This is a genomic window from Paenibacillus lentus (assembly GCF_042714055.1).
In the GTDB taxonomy this organism is placed as follows: Bacteria; Bacillota; Bacilli; order Paenibacillales; family Paenibacillaceae; genus Fontibacillus; species Fontibacillus lentus_A.
Genome location: NZ_JBHGVC010000003.1, coordinates 428,348 through 444,251, shown reverse-complemented (window position 1 = coordinate 444,251; position 15,904 = coordinate 428,348). Strand labels below are relative to the sequence as shown.

Genomic DNA, 15,904 nt, shown 5'->3' with positions numbered 1-15,904 from the left:
TCACTTGCATAACCAAAAAAAGAAAAAGCATCTGCCCGCATAAGACAGATGCTTTAACTAGGATTCGTTCAAGAGCTCCTTCTCTACATCGCGCAAATCTTGGATTCTGGATTCATCGCGCTTAAAGTAATCCACCAGCGCGGCGATCCGGGTAATCGAGTCCCAGCTTAAATGATGCTCGATTCCTTCCACATCTTTATAAATATTCTCCTCATCGACGCCGATCATTTCCAGAAACTCCTCCAGCAGATGATGACGGTCTACGAGACGTTTGCCGATCTTCTTGCCTTTGCTCGTAAGCACCAGGCCCCGGTATTTCTCATAAATGACGTATTCGTCCTTATCCAGCTTCTGGATCATCTTGGTGACGGAAGAGGGATGAACTTCCAATCCTTCGGCAATATCGGAAACGCGCGCATATCCCTTCTCGTCTATCAGCTTATAAATGCGCTCCAAATAATCCTCCATACTAGGTGTTGGCATCTTACGAACCTCTTTTCCTCAGTTAACGTAGACCCTTCATATCCACGCAACATCGCTACTGTCTTTAATGATACATGTTGTGCTTGTCCGTTGGCAAGTGTGCCTGAAGTTAGAATTTAAGCCATTCCGGCGTAATTTGCTGCAGCCAAATCGTAATTTTGGCCATTTGGTTCGTAAAAAGCAATACCCCCATGAGCAGCATCAGCGCCCCGCCGACTTTCATAATCGCTCCTGAATATCGGGTAATCCATTTCGTGCTGCCGATAAAAAAGGCTAGAATGAAAAATGGAAGAGCAAAGCCAAGCGTATATGCCGTAATAAGGCTTAACCAGGTTCCCGGTTCACTCACCGCCAGTGAAATAATCGCAGCTAGAATCGGACCTACGCAGGGAGACCAGCCGGCGGAAAAACCGATGCCAAAAATAAAGGAAGCCACATATCCGGTCTTCTTCATTTTGATATCCATTTTCCGCTCCTTAAGCAGGAATTGCGGTTGAAAAATTCCAAGCAAAAACAAGCCCATAAGTATAATTAATATGGCAGAAATCTGACGGATCAAATCCCGATTGCTGACGAAAAATTCGCCAAAGAGTCCCGCACCGAAGCCAAGCGTATAGAACACGACAGAGAATCCCAAAATGAACGCAAGCGTATGCGTCATCGTCTTCATCCGGACTTCCCGCTTTTTTTGCTCTGTCTTTAGCGTTTGCACCGACATGCCCGTAATGTAAGACAGATAAGACGGGTACAGCGGCAAGCAGCAAGGCGAGATGAAGGAAGCAACGCCTGCCCCGAATGCTACCAGTACATTAATATCAGCCATTGCAGCCTCCTATCTTCGTGATAGATTGAATGTATTGTTCCTGGTTTACGCTGCCAATCCTTTTTTACCTACGAGAGTAACGATCAGCATGGCGATCAGCAGCAGAACGATCGTTGCTCCCGGCGCCAGGTTCCATACGCCAGCCATAATCAGCCCGATAACAACTGCAATTTCCGCAATAATAACGGAGTAAATTACCGAAGTTTTAAAGCTGCGGGCAATAAGCAGGCTGCAAGCGGCAGGAATCGTAATTAACGCAGATACGAGCAAGGCGCCTACGATTTTAATCGCGGTACTGATGACCAAGGCCGTGAGAACGGTAATCAGCAGGTTTAACAGCTTAACGGGCAATCCGCTGACCGCAGCGGCATCCTCCTCGAACGTAAGAAGGAAGAACTCCTTGAAGAGCAGGGCAACAATGACGATAACGACAAGCGTTACGGCGCCGACCAGATACAAATCCTCCCTGCTCAAGGTGTAAATACTGCCAAACAATACATCCGTATTGTACCCTATCCCGAGCGTAAAGAACAGCGAGGCCAGCGCTACGCCTCCCGACATAATAATCGCGATGGAGAGCTCGGCATAAGCTTTATAGGCTTTACGCAGCTTCTCGATCGCAAAGGAGGCGAGAACCGCAAAGACCAGCCCCATCCATATCGGGTTGGCATGGATTAGAAAACCAAGGGCAACCCCCGCAATGGTCACATGAGCCAATGTATCCCCGATCATCGACAAGCGGCGAAGCACTAAAAAAATACCGATCAGGGGGGCTGTGATGCCGATGAGCAGCCCTCCTATCAGCGCTCTTTGAAAGAATTCTGCCGTTAATATTTCCAAGTTTCACATCTCCTAAAAGTTTTGCGAAGCAAAACTAACTTCGGAAGCATAAGCTAAAAGTTTTGCAGAGCAAAAACTAACATCGTAAGCATAGGCTTAAGTTTTGCAGAGCAAAACTAACTTCGGAAGCTAATTAATCGAATGTTGAAGATCGGAGATCGAACAGTCCTGATCATGCGAATGCTTCACGAAAAATTTAATCGCTCCGCAGCGATCCAGCGGCTCATTGCCCAAATTCTCCTCGATCATCTCCACATCGTGAGATACCATCAAAAATGTCATATGATGATGCGCATGCATATGAAAGATCATTTCAAAGAAATCCTCCTGCGTTTGTGCATCGATCCCAACCGTAGGCTCGTCTAAAATAAGCAAATCCGGCTTATTGATCAGCGCTCTTGCCAAAAAGACCCGCTGCTGCTGTCCGCCTGACAGCTCCCCGATCCGCTTATCCGCGATATCCCGAATGCGCATCACTTCAAGCGCATCATTGCATTTCACCTGCTCGGCCTTCCCGATGCGGCGAAACAGCTTCTTATTGTTGTACAGCCCGGACATGACGACCTCTCTTACGGTTGCCGGAAATAACGGATTAAACGAGTTTTTCTGGGGCACGTATCCGATCCGATCCCAGTCGCGAAAGCGCCGGATCGGCTGACCAAACAGCCGAATTTCCCCCTCGGAGGGAGATAGAAGCCCGACCATCATCCGCAGCAGGGTTGTCTTGCCTGCTCCATTGGAGCCAATGACCCCGACAAAGTCACGCTCTTTTACCGTAAAGCTAAAATTCGAGATCACCTTCTTGTCTTTATAAGCGAAGGAGACATCGACAAGCTCGATGATGTTATCATGGCAGGCTAATGCCGATGTTGCTAAGTTGTCCGGTTTCATCTTGACCGTCCTTCCGCTAAAATATCTCTCTTTATTGTAAAGCGAGAACGAGATTTTGCAAATTTTTCTCCATCAATGTAAAATAATTGTCCCCCGCCTGCTCCTGCTGCTTCGTCAGCCCTTCGACCGGGTTAAGCACCAGCGTTTTCACGCCTGCCTCAGAGGCTAGTGTATTGACAAGCTTATCTGATACAAGCTCCTCGAAAAAGATATATTGGATTCCTTGTTCTTTGACCAGCTTCGATAAATTAATCAAATCCTGGGCTTTTGGCTCCGCTTCCGGGGTCAAGCCCATAATCGAATGCTGGGTAAGCCCATAATCCCGGCATAAATAGCCGAACGATTGGTGGGATACGACGATCTCTTTTCGGCTCGTCTTTGACAGCTCATTCGTGAACTTGCTATCGAGCTCCTGCAAACGAGCATGAAGCTGCTCGTAGCGGGCTTCATACTGCTCCCGATGGGCTGGGTCGACCTCGACATAGCTATTTTTAATATTTTCAGCCATGATCATCGCCGATTTCGGGCTTACCCACGTGTGCGGGTCAATGTGACCGTGGTCATGATCTGTTTCCCCATGCTCATGTCCATCCTCATCGTGATGCCCTTCGTTTTCCGCTCCATGTTGATGTTGATGTTCCTCCTCTTCCTCGCTAGTAATCAGAGAAATTCCCTGGCTTACTTCCACCGTCTTCACCTGGGAATCGCTTCCGAGTCCATTGAGGAAGCTATCCATCCATCCCTCGAGTCCAGCACCGTTATATAAAAACAGCTGGGCTTTGGATGTATTAAGAATTTCCTGGCTGCGGGGCGTCCAATCATGCGGCTCTACGCCTGCAGGCAGCAGATTAATGACATGCGCATCCTCCCCGCCTATTTCCTTCGCAAATTCATAGAGTGGATAGAAGCTGGTCACCACGTTGACCTTCCCCTCGACGACCTTGCTTTCATTGGTACTGTTTCCGCATCCAGCCAGCAAGAGCAGTACTGCCAACAGCAAGACTATGCCTTTCCAGCCCGTTTTTATTTTCATGTATGACACCATGATGATCTTCCTTCCTAGTCCATGCTTAATCGTAATTATTACTAGTAGGATTATAGGGTCAACACAAAACGATTGTCAACCGCCTAAATCTGTCTTTTGCTGTCTTGTCACAATTTAGTGTTGTCGGGCTAACGACAAAATAAACCGCCAAAAAGCTCTGAGCCGCACCTCCAATATTAGACCGTGTCTAACAATTGGGGTGCAGTTCACTCCTTTGGCGGTTCATTGCTATATCCGGCTGCTTGTTTACTTCACGCAGCCTGCTATTTACTTATTTGACCACAGCCCCGTTCGGCATCATTTCTGGAACCGTGGCAAGGGTAAGCTTATCGCCCTGCGAGGCAGCCAAAATCATGCCCTGCGACAGCTCGCCGCGCAGCTTGACAGGCTTCAGGTTGGTAACGCAGATCACTTTGCGGCCCACCAACTCCTCCGGCTTATAGAACTTCGCAATGCCGGAGACGACCTGACGCTGCTCATACCCGAGATCAAGCTGCAGCTTAAGCAGCTTATCCGCTTTAGGCACCGGCTCGCAGGCGATGACCTCAGCAACGCGCAGCTCCACCTTGGCAAAATCGTCGATGCCGATTTCCGGCTTTGTCTCCTGCTCCTGCTTATCGGCTGCTGTCTCCTTCGCTTTCACAGGCTCCTCCGCAGCAGGCTCTGCCCCTACTGACATCGAGTCGACGATATACTGGATTTCCTGCTCTGCATCGAGTCTAGGGAAGATCGGCTCGCCCTTGCCCAGCTTCGTTCCTGCGGGAAGCAAGCCGAACGATTTCGCGCTCTCCCAGGAGGTTAGCTCTCCTTTTTCGATGCCGAGCTGCGCCCATATTTTTGCTGGAGCTTGCGTCAGGAATGGCTGCAGCAGTATGGAAGCAATCCGCAGGGATTCCGCCAAATGCACCATCACCGAAGCCAGCTCTTCCCGCTTCGCTTCGTCTTTGGCAAGCACCCAAGGCTGTGTCTCATCAATATATTTATTCGTCCGTCCGATGAAGGAGCTAATGGCTGTTAAAGCTACGGAGAATTCCAAATTCTCCATGACCTCCTCTACCTTCTGAATCGTCTGCAAAGCCATTTCAGACAGCTCGGCATCGTACGGCGTAACGTTTGGACGGTATGCAGGCAGCTCACCGTCAAAATATTTGCCGATCATCGCGACCGTCCGGTTCAGCAGATTACCCAGATCATTAGCCAGATCGGAGTTGACGCGCTGCACGAAGCTCTCCGGCGTAAAGGAGCCGTCAGAGCCGAACGGAACCTCGCGAAGCAAGTAATACCGCGTTGCATCCAGACCATAACGGTCAATCAGCATGTTCGGATCTACGACATTTCCTTTGGATTTGGACATTTTTCCGCCCTTGGTAAGGAGCCAGCCATGTCCGAATACTTTTTTAGGCAGCGGAAGATCGAGCGCCATTAACATGATGGGCCAGTAAATCGTATGGAATCTGACGATTTCCTTGCCGACGAGATGAACATCCGCAGGCCAGTAGCGTTCATACAGCTCCGGATGATCCGTGCCGTAGCCAAGCGCCGTAATATAGTTGGACAGAGCATCGATCCAGACGTAAATGACATGCTTTGGATCTCCCTTGACTCTGACGCCCCAATCGAATGTCGTACGAGATACCGCCAAATCCTCCAGTCCCGGCTTGATGAAATTGTTGATCATCTCGTTCTTGCGCGACTCCGGCTGAATGAAACCCGGGTTCTCCTCATAGAACTGCAGAAGCCGATCCGCATAATGGCTCATCCGGAAAAAGTAGCTCTCCTCCTTGACCAGCTCTACCGGACGTCCGCAGTCCGGGCAGTTGCCTTCCACGAGCTGACGCTCCGTAAAGAACGATTCACACGGCGTACAGTACCAGCCCTCGTATTCTCCCTTATAAATATCGCCTTTCCTCAGCAAACGGTCGAAGATTTCCTCAACGACGATTTTGTGGCGCGGTTCTGTCGTCCGAATAAAGTCATCGTTGGAAATGTCCAGCTTCCGCCACAAGTCCTTAATCCCGACCACGATGTCGTCGACGAATTGCTGCGGGGTCTTGCCGCTTTCCAGGGCTTTGCGCTCGATTTTTTGACCGTGCTCGTCCGTACCGGTCAGGTAACGAACATCATAGCCGCGCAGTCGTTTGTAACGAGCGATGGCGTCCCCGGCCACCGTCGTGTAAGCGTGACCGATATGCAGCTTGTCGCTTGGATAATAAATCGGTGTCGTAATATAGAATGTTTTTTTCTCAACCATATTCCATAATCCTCCTTCATTTTCAACCACAAAAAAACAAAAAACTCCCACCCCCTATGGGGCGAGAGATGACTCACGCGTTACCACCCAAATTCCCTCCGTCTTCGCAGACGACAGGCTCAGTCGGTCTTAACGACCCTCCATTAACGCCGGATTGCGCGCCGCTCCCTTACCGCTGATAGCCTAAAGGCTGCCGCTGGCTCGAAAGCAGTTCCTCCCGGACCATTTTCCAAAGCCGATTCAGACCGGTTTGCAGCTCCCCCGGCTCTCTGTCACTGAATCCTTCTTCGTACTTATCCGTTCGTCGGAAAGATATTAAAAATTCTAATCGCTGATACGTTTACCTTCTATCTTAAAAAAAGACGTGAAAGCTGTCAAGCGATTTGGCTGAGCCGAAGACAGCCAGATCCGAGCTTAAGGGTACGTCAGATCGAACTTCGGTCTCCCAGCTGGCCGTCGCCTTTCGACCCTGTCGTTTTCTTCGGCGGTACGGGATCCAATCCGCCAGGATGAAATGGATGGCAGCGGGAAATCCGTTTGGCCGCCAGCCAGGAGCCCTTTACCGCGCCATGCACCTCGATCGCTTCCAGGGCGTATGCCGAGCAAGTAGGATAGAATCTGCAAGTCGGCGGCTTAAGCGGCGAAATAAATTTACGATAGAAGATAATCGGGCCTTTGACCGCTTTGCGTACAATCCCCATCTTATGATGTCCCGCTGTGCTGCGGCAATCGCTCGCCGCCCAGCTCTGGCCGGCAGTCTTTACAATAGCCGAACACTTCAAACTTATGCTTGACGACCTGGAACTGTTCAGGCGCGTCCGTCAAAGGCATGGGGCAAAAGTGAATCGGATACGTCCGCTCGCACTGTAGGCAGATCATATGGTGATGGTGATGCCCTTCACTGCAGCTGGCCCGGAATTTCAGGCCATCCTCGAACATGACCTGCTCCAGCACCCCCAGTTCTTCCATCACTCGCAAGTTGCGATATACCGTATCGAAGCTGAGTCCACTGTATATTTTTTCCATATATTCATAAACGTCCTTAGGCGTTAAATATCCATCTCGCTCTGCGAAAAGCTTGGCCAGCGTTCTCCGCTGATCTGTAATCCGCAGGCCTCGGGCGGACATGATCCCGATAATTTGTTCTTTCGACAGCATGTGCATACCTCCCGTCTGAACTTTCGTTATGCTTTATGCATGCGTCTCTACTAATAATGCCCGAAAAAAACAGCATCGTCAATGAAGCTAAGCCCTCTCCGCACCAAGCAGCATCAAAAAAAGGCAGACCAATGAATTTTGTTTTGGCCTGCCTCGGAAGTATACATTTTTACAATATTAATGTTTGATTTCTGGTAATGGCTGGAATAATAGATTAACGGCCAAGCTGCTGCCCGGCGCAGCCGTAAACAGCATTTCAACCGTCTCCTCGCTGTCGCCTGTCCGGTGCAGTACACCCGCTTCGTGAGGAGCCTTCAAGCCGCTCGTCTCGGGAAGCTGAACGATTCGGCCGTTCACCATGATTACTCCGTCGTATTGCCCCCCTCGCGGGTTAAACGTAATCAATGTCTGCGGAGCGACCCGATGGAGCTTGATCCGGTACAGCACGCCGAAGTTACCCGCATTCATTTGGTACGTTCCCGTCGGGCCGTCTTTACCGATCAGATAAGGATCCTGAGAATTGTCGCCGATCATTAATCGGGAAGGCGTGAGACCGAGCAGATCCCCGTACTGAATATTTCTCGTCGCTTCGTAATAAGTTCCCCGATTATGATTGTCCTGCGGGAGAACCGACAGATTCTGCAAGGCTTTAATTGGATCCCTCGTGCTTTGAACCATTACAACATGATATTGAATCGTACTATCGCTGTATAAGTCCGCAAATAGGGAAATGACATCTCCCTGCCTCATTACATTCGAGCTTAGCTCATTGAAAATGATTTTACTCTGACCTGGGGCAAGCCATACATCCTTGTATTTATTGCCGTACTGCATGGATTCGAAATAACGCTGGACAGACATTTTCCCAGAAGCCGTTGCGTATCGGGTTGGTCCCCCCATCCCTAGACTCGTCTGGGTCAGCCGGGCGGTTTCCGAATTATGGTTCGTCGCAATAACGTACATTTTCACGCTCTTTCTGGTTGAATTCACATGATGAAGCATGAATCTCGTATTTCCAATCGCCGCTTCCCGGTAAACAATTCCTTCGGAATAAACCGTCTCTGGACTGTTGCTGCGAATTAACGTTACCGGCTCTGACTCATATTGATATGGAACTTTACTCCAGGTTGGAATCTTCGTGCCGTCAAACGAGTATTTGCTGCCGACTGGCGTATACAGCTTGTAGAAATCATCCCGTGAATAGAGCGTCTCGTCCGTAATCATAATCGTCTTTTCCGCTGTCGAGGAAAGTCCGTATTTGTTCTTCACCGTCAAGCGGATCGTCTTCGGCCCTGGCAGGAAAAAGGCCAGCTCATTGTTCAACCATTCCCGCGACACAATCGCGTTGTCCTCGTCCGTACTATAGTCCGTGTATGTAATGAGCTCACCCATTTTGTAGGTGTCCTTATTCGTCGTAAAGTCGGCAATCGGAGGCGTATGCGGCTTGTTGACGGTAACCGTCAACCAAAACGTGTCGCTCCACTGCCCGCTGGAATCCTTGACGCGGTAGCTGACCACGAATCTGCCTGGCGACGCGAATATGTCTTCCCGTCCTTCCCATTGCTCTTCCACGATAGGCAGTCCTTTTGGTGAATACGCGTTAGGCATATATTGAACCAATGTTTCGCCTGCAAAAATCTCTGGGTTTCCAATGCTGAAAGAAGCAACTGGCTTCGTTGACAGGTTGAGAACAACCTTCTTCTCCTGCTGGTTTACCGTATAGGGTATGCCAAGAGCTTGCGTAATGGAGGTAAGGGGAACCATAAACACACCATTGGAGGAATACGAGGAGCCTTTCATTGGCTTGACGGTTCCATTTACTTTATAGTTCCTGCTGTTCAGCTTGAAGCGCAGCTCATCGCCGCCTCGCCGAATAACCGTCTCTTTCGTATGATTATCATAAGATAATTTCAATCCCGTGCGCTCTACGATCGCCCGGATGGAAATGTAGGATACTCCATCCTTGACAGTCATCGGATGCGAGGCTAGATATAGCTTGCCGTTCTGATACATTTTATTGCTGTTCATCATAAGAACCAATTGGCTTACATCCGAATTTTCGGCCGCACTCGTCGTCCCCGTTGCTATAAGTCCCGGTTCTTGAACATTTGCCGATGGATTCGTCTCCTTGGACTGCTGAGTATCATTTAACAACGGGGCATCGCTTGAGAGGCTCTGTTCGGCTTGCCCGCTTTTGTCGAGCTGATCAGTTGGCCCAGTTTGCTCTGTCTCCCTGGTTTCTTTATCGGTTATGCCCGCTTGAGCATCTGTTAAGCCGGCATCTGCGTTCCTGTGAGCTGCTGCATTGTCTTCAGTGCTTAGGATACTTCCGGGTACGGTCTCTGCCGCACTAACAGGTAGAACCATGGTCACTAGTGAAGCAATCGATACGGTGGTGAGGACCATTTTTTTCAAATTCATTGCTAAACTCCTTCTGCTCCCATTGTTTAATACTGTCACTTGTACACTTATTATTTAACGCCGAATCAGGTAAAAAGTTGCTACTTTTACTACAGATACGCAAAAACCGGCAAAAATCCGTCAATAATACGGACTTTTACCGGCTTGATAGGTAATTAGTACCATATTAGAATCAGCAGCACTCCAAGGCTACAGGCCGTGTCCCATCGGAAATTCTGGATTGAGGCCTACCGGAAGCTTGCCCTGCGGGCGAAGCTGTCCAAATAGCACTTTCGCAAGCGCATCAAGCGAGTACTGTCGATTCTCGTACAGGCACAAATACGTTCCGATCTCAGGAAAAGAATTAATATCATATGGATTCCGTGTGGATACAACTATAATACTAGAACCATGAATTTCATTCAATCCCTTAATCAAGGAAATTTGACCTTCGGAAATTTCTCCTTCTGCGGTGTAAGTAATCACGATAATTTGCTTAAATTTTCTGCTCTGCTCAATGACGTCCTGAATTTCCGATTGTTCGGGAGATGTTCCGACCACAGCCAGCGTCGCTTGCTCCGTATAAGGACAGAGCGCGTCGGCCAGCGTATACCGATGCACTGCCGGCTCATCCACCTCGGTTCGGTGGCGAAGCTCCGGCCAGACCACGAGCACGGGCTCCTCAGGAGCTAAAGGCAAGTTGCCGCTCCTATCGTTCACAAGCGTAACACTGCTCTCCGCTATGCGGCGCAGCAGCGGCTCACTCACTTCCGCAGGAGTCAGCGGGATTGCGACGGGTTGTACAGGCAAATCAGCCTGCGCTTGACCGAGGCGTTTTTGTTTTAAGGCCAGAATGCGCGCAACGGATTCATCGATTTGTTCCTCTGTCAGCCGGCCGCTGCGGACGGCAGCACATACCGCTTGAATAGCCCGTACCTGCTCCTCCAGAGTATGGCTGACCAGGACGATATCTGCGCCCGCCTCGATGGCACGAACAGCCCCTTCGGCGATTCCGCAGCTTTTGGAAATCGCATGCATCTCCAAACAATCCGTGATGATTACGCCTTCGAAGCCCAACTCGTTACGCAATAGATCGGTGAGGACGCGCCGTGACAATGTCGCCGGTATTGCATCCGGCTCGAATGCCGGAAATATGACATGCGCTGTCATGATCATATCGACTCCGGCTTCGATCGCTTTACGAAATGGCGGGAGCTCTACGCTGTATAACCGTTCTCGGCTGTGCGGCACACTTGCCAGGCCATGATGCGAGTCGACGGTCGTATCGCCATGCCCTGGAAAATGCTTGGCTGTGGCGCTCACTCCCTGGCTCTGGTATCCGCGAATCGCGGATACCCCGTGCTCTGCCACCCTTAGCGGATCTTCGCCGAAGGAACGAACGCCGATCACCGGATTGGCCGGATTGTTGTTCACATCGACGCATGGGGCAAAATTCAGGTTAATGCCGAGAGCGGTTAGCTCCTTGGCGGCCAGAACGGCCGCTTCTTCGGTCAGCGACAAATCATTCGCGGCTCCCAGCGCCATATTGCCCTGAATCCGGCTCACGCCGTCATGATCCAGCCTGGCTACCATGCCTCCCTCCTGATCCATGGAAATAAAGAGAGGAATTTCCGGCGTGCTGCGGGGCAGCTTCTGCAAATCGGCGGATAGCTTGGCCAGCTGTCCGACGCTGTCGATGTTCCGGCGAAAATAAATGACGCCGCCCAAATGATGCTCAGCGATCAATGCCTTGATTCCTTCACTTGGAACGAGGCTAGGAAAACCGCAAATAAACATTTGTCCAATTTTTTGTTCTAGTGTTAATTTTGACATAACCAACCCTCAACACCTGCTTTCATATATTTAAAAGATTAAGTAAAGCTTTGCTTCGGAATAGTGCATTGAATGATCGTCCCCTGCCCAGGGGCTGAACAGATGAACAGGCCGTATTTACGCCCATACTTCAATCGCAGCCGGTCGTGAACGCTTCGCAAGCCCAGCCCCTGTCTCTCTGGACTAGGATAAGAGTTCAGCGCATCGTATTTCCCATGATCCAACTCCGCATAATGTAAGCAAGACAACTGCTCGCTGGTCATGCCAATCCCATTATCCTCAATGCGCAGCACCATCCTGTCCTCCTCCAGGAAGCCGGTAATCGCGACATGTCCCGGATACTCAATCCCTTCAAAACCATGCTGGATGCTGTTCTCCACCAAGGGCTGAAGCGTTAATTTAAGCAGCTGATAATGCATCATTTCTGCCGGGATATCGATGGTATAATCGAACAGATCGTCGAATCTGATCTTTTGAATCTCCAGGTAACTGTACAAATGCTCGATTTCACGACTGAGCTTGATTTCCTCCTTCTCCTGAATGCTAATGCGCAAAATGCTGGCGAGGCGCAGCACCATTTCGCTAACCTTCCGGCCTTCATTCTGAATGGCGAGAACGTTTATCGATTCCAGCGTATTAAAGAGAAAATGCGGTTTGATTTGCGCCTGCAAAACCCGCAGCTCCGCATTGGCCTTCTGCTCCTGCTCCATCTTCACTTGCTCGAACAGCTCATTGATTTTGTTCATTTGATTGTTAAACCCTTTTTGCAGCAAAAATAACTCGTCATCGCCCTTCTCTTCCACACGTGCATGTAAATCTCCCGCCTCTACCTTACGCATGAAGCGGACGATCTTGCCGATATTCCCGGTAATTCGGTTCATGAACAGCACGTTGAACAGCATCGCCGTAATCAAGCAAATGAAAAGGATGGCAATAAACCATTTGGCGAAGGTCGTTATTTCCTGCGACAAGTAGCTCCAGGAGGTTACGGACACCAAGCTCCATGGATATCCCTGTAAATTATAAATAGATATGATGCTCTCCTGCCCATTGAATTTCCCTTTGAAGCTCTGGTAGTTATCATTCGGACGAAATGCTTTGTTGATGTGATACTGAATATGCTCGCCGTCAAACTCGGACTGATGATCGTATAAGACTAACCCATCGTCATTGACCAGCATGAAGCGGGTGTCGTTCATCTCGCTGCCCAGCTTTAAATTTTGGAAAATGCGCTCAAATTCCCAGTTTTTGATTTGCACCGCTAAAATGCCCAGCGGCTTCATTGTATGCTTATCCTTGATCAGCCGGATTTGCGTGAATACGTTTTCGGAACCCGTCAGCTCGGGATATTCATAAGGCGCAATCCACTTGGATTGACCCTTGAGCGCTTTCACTTCCTCATATAAGGGATGCAGCCTGAACTTCTCGTACGGCAGGGTTTGAAAGCTTTCCTTGTTAAACAAGGTCACCACGTTGGAGACCTCGCCGTTTCTCTGCGCGCTGTACAAAAAGGCGTAGTCGATAGCAGGGTGGTTATAGAGCAATGAGCGGAAGTTCTTCTGATTTTCGTTCAATTGAATTTGGCTGACCAGGTTTTGCGACTCGGGATCCTCGGCCATAAGCGCCATTTTAAAAATTTCGTTGGAAATCCCGTTATCCGTCACATTGTCCATCTCTTGAAACACTTTTTTGATGCTGTAACTAATGGCCTTGAGCGAATACTCGGCTTGCTGGCTGTGCTTCTTCTCGATCGATTGAAAGGTCACTAAGAAGGTGACGATGCCAAGGATGAACAGCGGCACGATGACAAGTCCGAGAAAAGCTGTCAACATTTTGATCCTCAGATTCATAAGTCGTCTCCTAGCTGAATTTAATGCCTATGGAAGCTCTGTATTAGCTGCATCCTGCGATCGCTGCAGAGCTTCGAGCATCGCCTTCGGCTCCACCGCTCCGCTGATCATTTGCTGAATGCCAAGACTCAAAGCCTCATTCACAGGCGTCTGAACGAGCGCGTCATACGCAGGATAAGATATATCGATCTGCTCCACGCCGTTAAAAATATCCTGGAGCAAGGGATCGTCCACGGTATCCAACAATTGCTCATTATCAATGATTAAAGCCGGCAGCACGCCGTCCTCCTTTAATCCTCGAAGCTGCATCTCTTCCGTCCAAAAGTTTTGGATGAACTGCTTGACTGCCTGCAATTTTCGCGGATCATCAGCCATGAAGCTCGAAAACCCGTACCCGTTATTAAAATCATTCATGACGATATAAGGACTGTCCTCTGTCTCCGGCGGCATATTGAAATAACCGATTTTCCCTATTAAATCACCTGCTTGAACCGGATCTCTAAATACGGAATTCGCCCAGGAACCATCCATCATCATGATCGCTTCGCCGCTAATGATTTGATTTCTCATTTCGGTATATTCCACAGCCAGCTCTCCTGGCTTGTAGTACCCTTTTTCCACCCATTCTTGATGCTTCTCAAAGGCTCTTACAACATCTGGGTCTGTCCACTTCGCACGGCCCGACCTAAAACCAAAGGTGATCTCGGAGCCAGCAAAATAAGACCACAAATTATTCGTCGTCATTAATGGAACCCAGGCTTCCTTGGAGGATTGGGCAAAGGGAATTTTGCCATCCGCTTGAATGGCTTCCGCCAGCTGCTCCAGCTCTGCTAACGTTTTTGGAACGTGCAGCCCCTTTTCCTCAAAATAAGCTTTATTATAAAAAAAGCCCTCAATTGACGCCCCCGATGGCAAGCCGTAGATTTTGCCGTCATGTGTGTAGGGCTCAAGCCCTCTGATTTTATCCTTAAGCCCAAGCTCCTCCAAAATCGGGGTCAAGTCGAGCATTAGCCCTTCGCGCGCATATATGCCGGAATCCGGGCTGCCAAACACGTCAAATATATCCGGCGGCTTGCCGGCAGCCATCTCGCCGCGCAGCTTCTCCTTCCGGTTCACCTCGGAATCCACGGCGTCCAGCCGTATTTTTAAGCCAGGAATATCCGCTTCGGTCTGCTGGACAACATCCTTCAGAATGGCCAGCCGAAATTTCTTGGACTCCCCGATCTGCGTGTGCCTGATCGTAACTTCAAAAGGCTCATCGTTGAGCTGTGTCTGTCCATGGTTGGATGCGCCGTTGTCCCCCGCTGTGCTGTTGATGTCGTCAGCTCTCTTCTCGCAGCCTGCTGCAAGAAACACCACAGCCATGAAGAACAGGAGCAGCCATAACGTGGAACGATTTCTCATATGGTTGTTAAGCCCCCCATTTTATATGAAGCTATCTATATTATAAACTGAGCCCTCCCATTTAGTAAGGTAACAAATCTCTAGAACAGGGGGAGGATTAGACGATACGGAAGTGATAAAAAAATTGCCCCAACTAGTCAGCAACTAATTGGGGCTTCTTCGGTGAATATTTATATTGTTAAGAAATTGCGGATACTGTCTGCTTCCTGCCTTCTTCAATCAGATCGTATGCCCGCTGAACCTCTGCCTCCGTCGGCGAAGGCACGCCTTCCAATGGATAATTCCAGCCTAGCTCCTGCCACTTGTATATGCCCATCTGATGATAAGGAAGTATTTCAAACTTCTCTACAGCGTGCAGCTCCCCGATGAATCGTCCAAGATTCAGCAAATCCTGTTCATCATCAGTTAGCCCGGGAACAAGCACGTACCTGATCCACATGCTGCGTCTTTCATCAGATAGCCATTTAGCCATGTTCAGCATACGCTCATTAGGCTTTCCGGTCAGCTTGATATGCTTCTCGTTGTCGATATGCTTCAAATCGAGCATAACCAGATCGGTGACATTCAAAAGCTCGATGATTTTCGGGCCTTCATTATAACCGTTCGTATCGAGGGTCGTATGCAGGTTCCAGCGCTTCTTCACCTCACGGAACAATTCCGTTACGAACGGCGCCTGGAGCGTTGCTTCCCCGCCGGAAACCGTCAGCCCGCCGCCTGACGAACGATAGTAGTTCAGGTATGGCTCAATTTCAGCAAGTACCTCTTCCAGGGTCATTTCTTTCCCGTCCGTCAGGCTCCAGGTATCCGGATTATGGCAGTATTGACATTTCAGCAAGCAGCCCTGCATGAAAAGGACGAAGCGAATGCCCGGGCCATCGACCGTTCCGAATGTTTCCAATGAGTGTATGCGACCTTTAAGCATGTTC

Annotated in this window: 13 protein-coding genes; all 13 read right to left on the bottom strand. The window is 49.5% G+C overall.

The features are described from left to right. Positions 1 to 57: 57 nt before the first annotated feature. Positions 58 to 483 (bottom strand): transcriptional regulator MntR, encoded by a 426-nt coding sequence (gene mntR / locus ACE3MQ_RS08785; protein ID WP_379392229.1) that lies wholly within the window; start codon positions 481 to 483, stop codon positions 58 to 60. 109 nt (positions 484 to 592) lie between these two features. Beyond that, positions 593 to 1,306 carry a cytochrome c biogenesis CcdA family protein gene (locus tag ACE3MQ_RS08780; protein ID WP_379392228.1) on the bottom strand — a complete coding sequence of 238 codons (714 nt, stop codon included), beginning with the start codon at positions 1,304 to 1,306 and terminating at the stop codon, positions 593 to 595. A gap of 45 nt (positions 1,307 to 1,351) precedes the next feature. After that, entirely contained in the window at positions 1,352 to 2,146 is a 795-nt protein-coding gene (locus ACE3MQ_RS08775; protein ID WP_379392227.1) for a metal ABC transporter permease, read from the bottom strand. 129 nt (positions 2,147 to 2,275) lie between these two features. Beyond that, a complete protein-coding gene (locus ACE3MQ_RS08770; RefSeq protein ID WP_379392226.1) occupies positions 2,276 to 3,037 on the bottom strand; it encodes a metal ABC transporter ATP-binding protein in 762 nt (253 codons plus the stop codon). A 31-nt stretch (positions 3,038 to 3,068) separates the two neighbouring features. Beyond that, the gene (locus ACE3MQ_RS08765) at positions 3,069 to 4,082 is read right to left on the bottom strand and encodes a metal ABC transporter solute-binding protein, Zn/Mn family (RefSeq protein ID WP_379392225.1); all 1,014 of its coding nucleotides are present in this window, start codon (positions 4,080 to 4,082) and stop codon (positions 3,069 to 3,071) included. A 271-nt stretch (positions 4,083 to 4,353) separates the two neighbouring features. After that, entirely contained in the window at positions 4,354 to 6,333 is a 1,980-nt protein-coding gene (metG, locus tag ACE3MQ_RS08760) for a methionine--tRNA ligase (protein ID WP_379392224.1), read from the bottom strand. Positions 6,334 to 6,758: 425 nt separating this feature from the next. Continuing rightward, entirely contained in the window at positions 6,759 to 7,034 is a 276-nt protein-coding gene (yidD, locus tag ACE3MQ_RS08755) for a membrane protein insertion efficiency factor YidD (RefSeq protein WP_379392223.1), read from the bottom strand. A gap of 1 nt (position 7,035) precedes the next feature. Next, positions 7,036 to 7,491: a Fur family transcriptional regulator gene (locus tag ACE3MQ_RS08750; protein WP_379392222.1), complete on the bottom strand. Its 456-nt coding sequence runs from the start codon at positions 7,489 to 7,491 to the stop codon at positions 7,036 to 7,038. Positions 7,492 to 7,668: 177 nt separating this feature from the next. Beyond that, the gene (locus ACE3MQ_RS08745) at positions 7,669 to 9,912 is read right to left on the bottom strand and encodes a copper amine oxidase N-terminal domain-containing protein (protein ID WP_379392221.1); all 2,244 of its coding nucleotides are present in this window, start codon (positions 9,910 to 9,912) and stop codon (positions 7,669 to 7,671) included. Between the two features lie 189 nt (positions 9,913 to 10,101). After that, entirely contained in the window at positions 10,102 to 11,724 is a 1,623-nt protein-coding gene (gene nagZ / locus ACE3MQ_RS08740; RefSeq protein ID WP_379392220.1) for a beta-N-acetylhexosaminidase, read from the bottom strand. A 38-nt stretch (positions 11,725 to 11,762) separates the two neighbouring features. Continuing rightward, the gene (locus tag ACE3MQ_RS08735; RefSeq protein WP_379392219.1) at positions 11,763 to 13,574 is read right to left on the bottom strand and encodes a cache domain-containing sensor histidine kinase; all 1,812 of its coding nucleotides are present in this window, start codon (positions 13,572 to 13,574) and stop codon (positions 11,763 to 11,765) included. Between the two features lie 27 nt (positions 13,575 to 13,601). After that, positions 13,602 to 14,978: an extracellular solute-binding protein gene (locus tag ACE3MQ_RS08730; RefSeq protein WP_379392218.1), complete on the bottom strand. Its 1,377-nt coding sequence runs from the start codon at positions 14,976 to 14,978 to the stop codon at positions 13,602 to 13,604. Positions 14,979 to 15,156: 178 nt separating this feature from the next. Further along, the gene (gene pflA, locus ACE3MQ_RS08725) at positions 15,157 to 15,900 is read right to left on the bottom strand and encodes a pyruvate formate-lyase-activating protein (protein ID WP_379392217.1); all 744 of its coding nucleotides are present in this window, start codon (positions 15,898 to 15,900) and stop codon (positions 15,157 to 15,159) included. Positions 15,901 to 15,904: the final 4 nt, after the last annotated feature.

Excerpts from the sequence above, each read along its gene's own strand:
- ACE3MQ_RS08745 (WP_379392221.1), bottom strand. The coding sequence starts at position 9,912 with ATGAATTTGAAAAAAATGGTCCTCACCACCGTATCGATTGCTTCACTA.
- mntR (WP_379392229.1), bottom strand. The coding sequence starts at position 483 with ATGCCAACACCTAGTATGGAGGATTATTTGGAGCGCATTTATAAGCTG.
- metG (WP_379392224.1), bottom strand. The coding sequence starts at position 6,333 with ATGGTTGAGAAAAAAACATTCTATATTACGACACCGATTTATTATCCA.
- yidD (WP_379392223.1), bottom strand. The coding sequence starts at position 7,034 with ATGGGGATTGTACGCAAAGCGGTCAAAGGCCCGATTATCTTCTATCGT.
- pflA (WP_379392217.1), bottom strand. The coding sequence starts at position 15,900 with ATGCTTAAAGGTCGCATACACTCATTGGAAACATTCGGAACGGTCGAT.
- ACE3MQ_RS08735 (WP_379392219.1), bottom strand. The coding sequence starts at position 13,574 with ATGAATCTGAGGATCAAAATGTTGACAGCTTTTCTCGGACTTGTCATC.
- nagZ (WP_379392220.1), bottom strand. The coding sequence starts at position 11,724 with ATGTCAAAATTAACACTAGAACAAAAAATTGGACAAATGTTTATTTGC.
- ACE3MQ_RS08730 (WP_379392218.1), bottom strand. The coding sequence starts at position 14,978 with ATGAGAAATCGTTCCACGTTATGGCTGCTCCTGTTCTTCATGGCTGTG.
- ACE3MQ_RS08765 (WP_379392225.1), bottom strand. The coding sequence starts at position 4,082 with ATGGTGTCATACATGAAAATAAAAACGGGCTGGAAAGGCATAGTCTTG.
- ACE3MQ_RS08780 (WP_379392228.1), bottom strand. The coding sequence starts at position 1,306 with ATGGCTGATATTAATGTACTGGTAGCATTCGGGGCAGGCGTTGCTTCC.
- ACE3MQ_RS08770 (WP_379392226.1), bottom strand. The coding sequence starts at position 3,037 with ATGAAACCGGACAACTTAGCAACATCGGCATTAGCCTGCCATGATAAC.
- ACE3MQ_RS08750 (WP_379392222.1), bottom strand. The coding sequence starts at position 7,491 with ATGCTGTCGAAAGAACAAATTATCGGGATCATGTCCGCCCGAGGCCTG.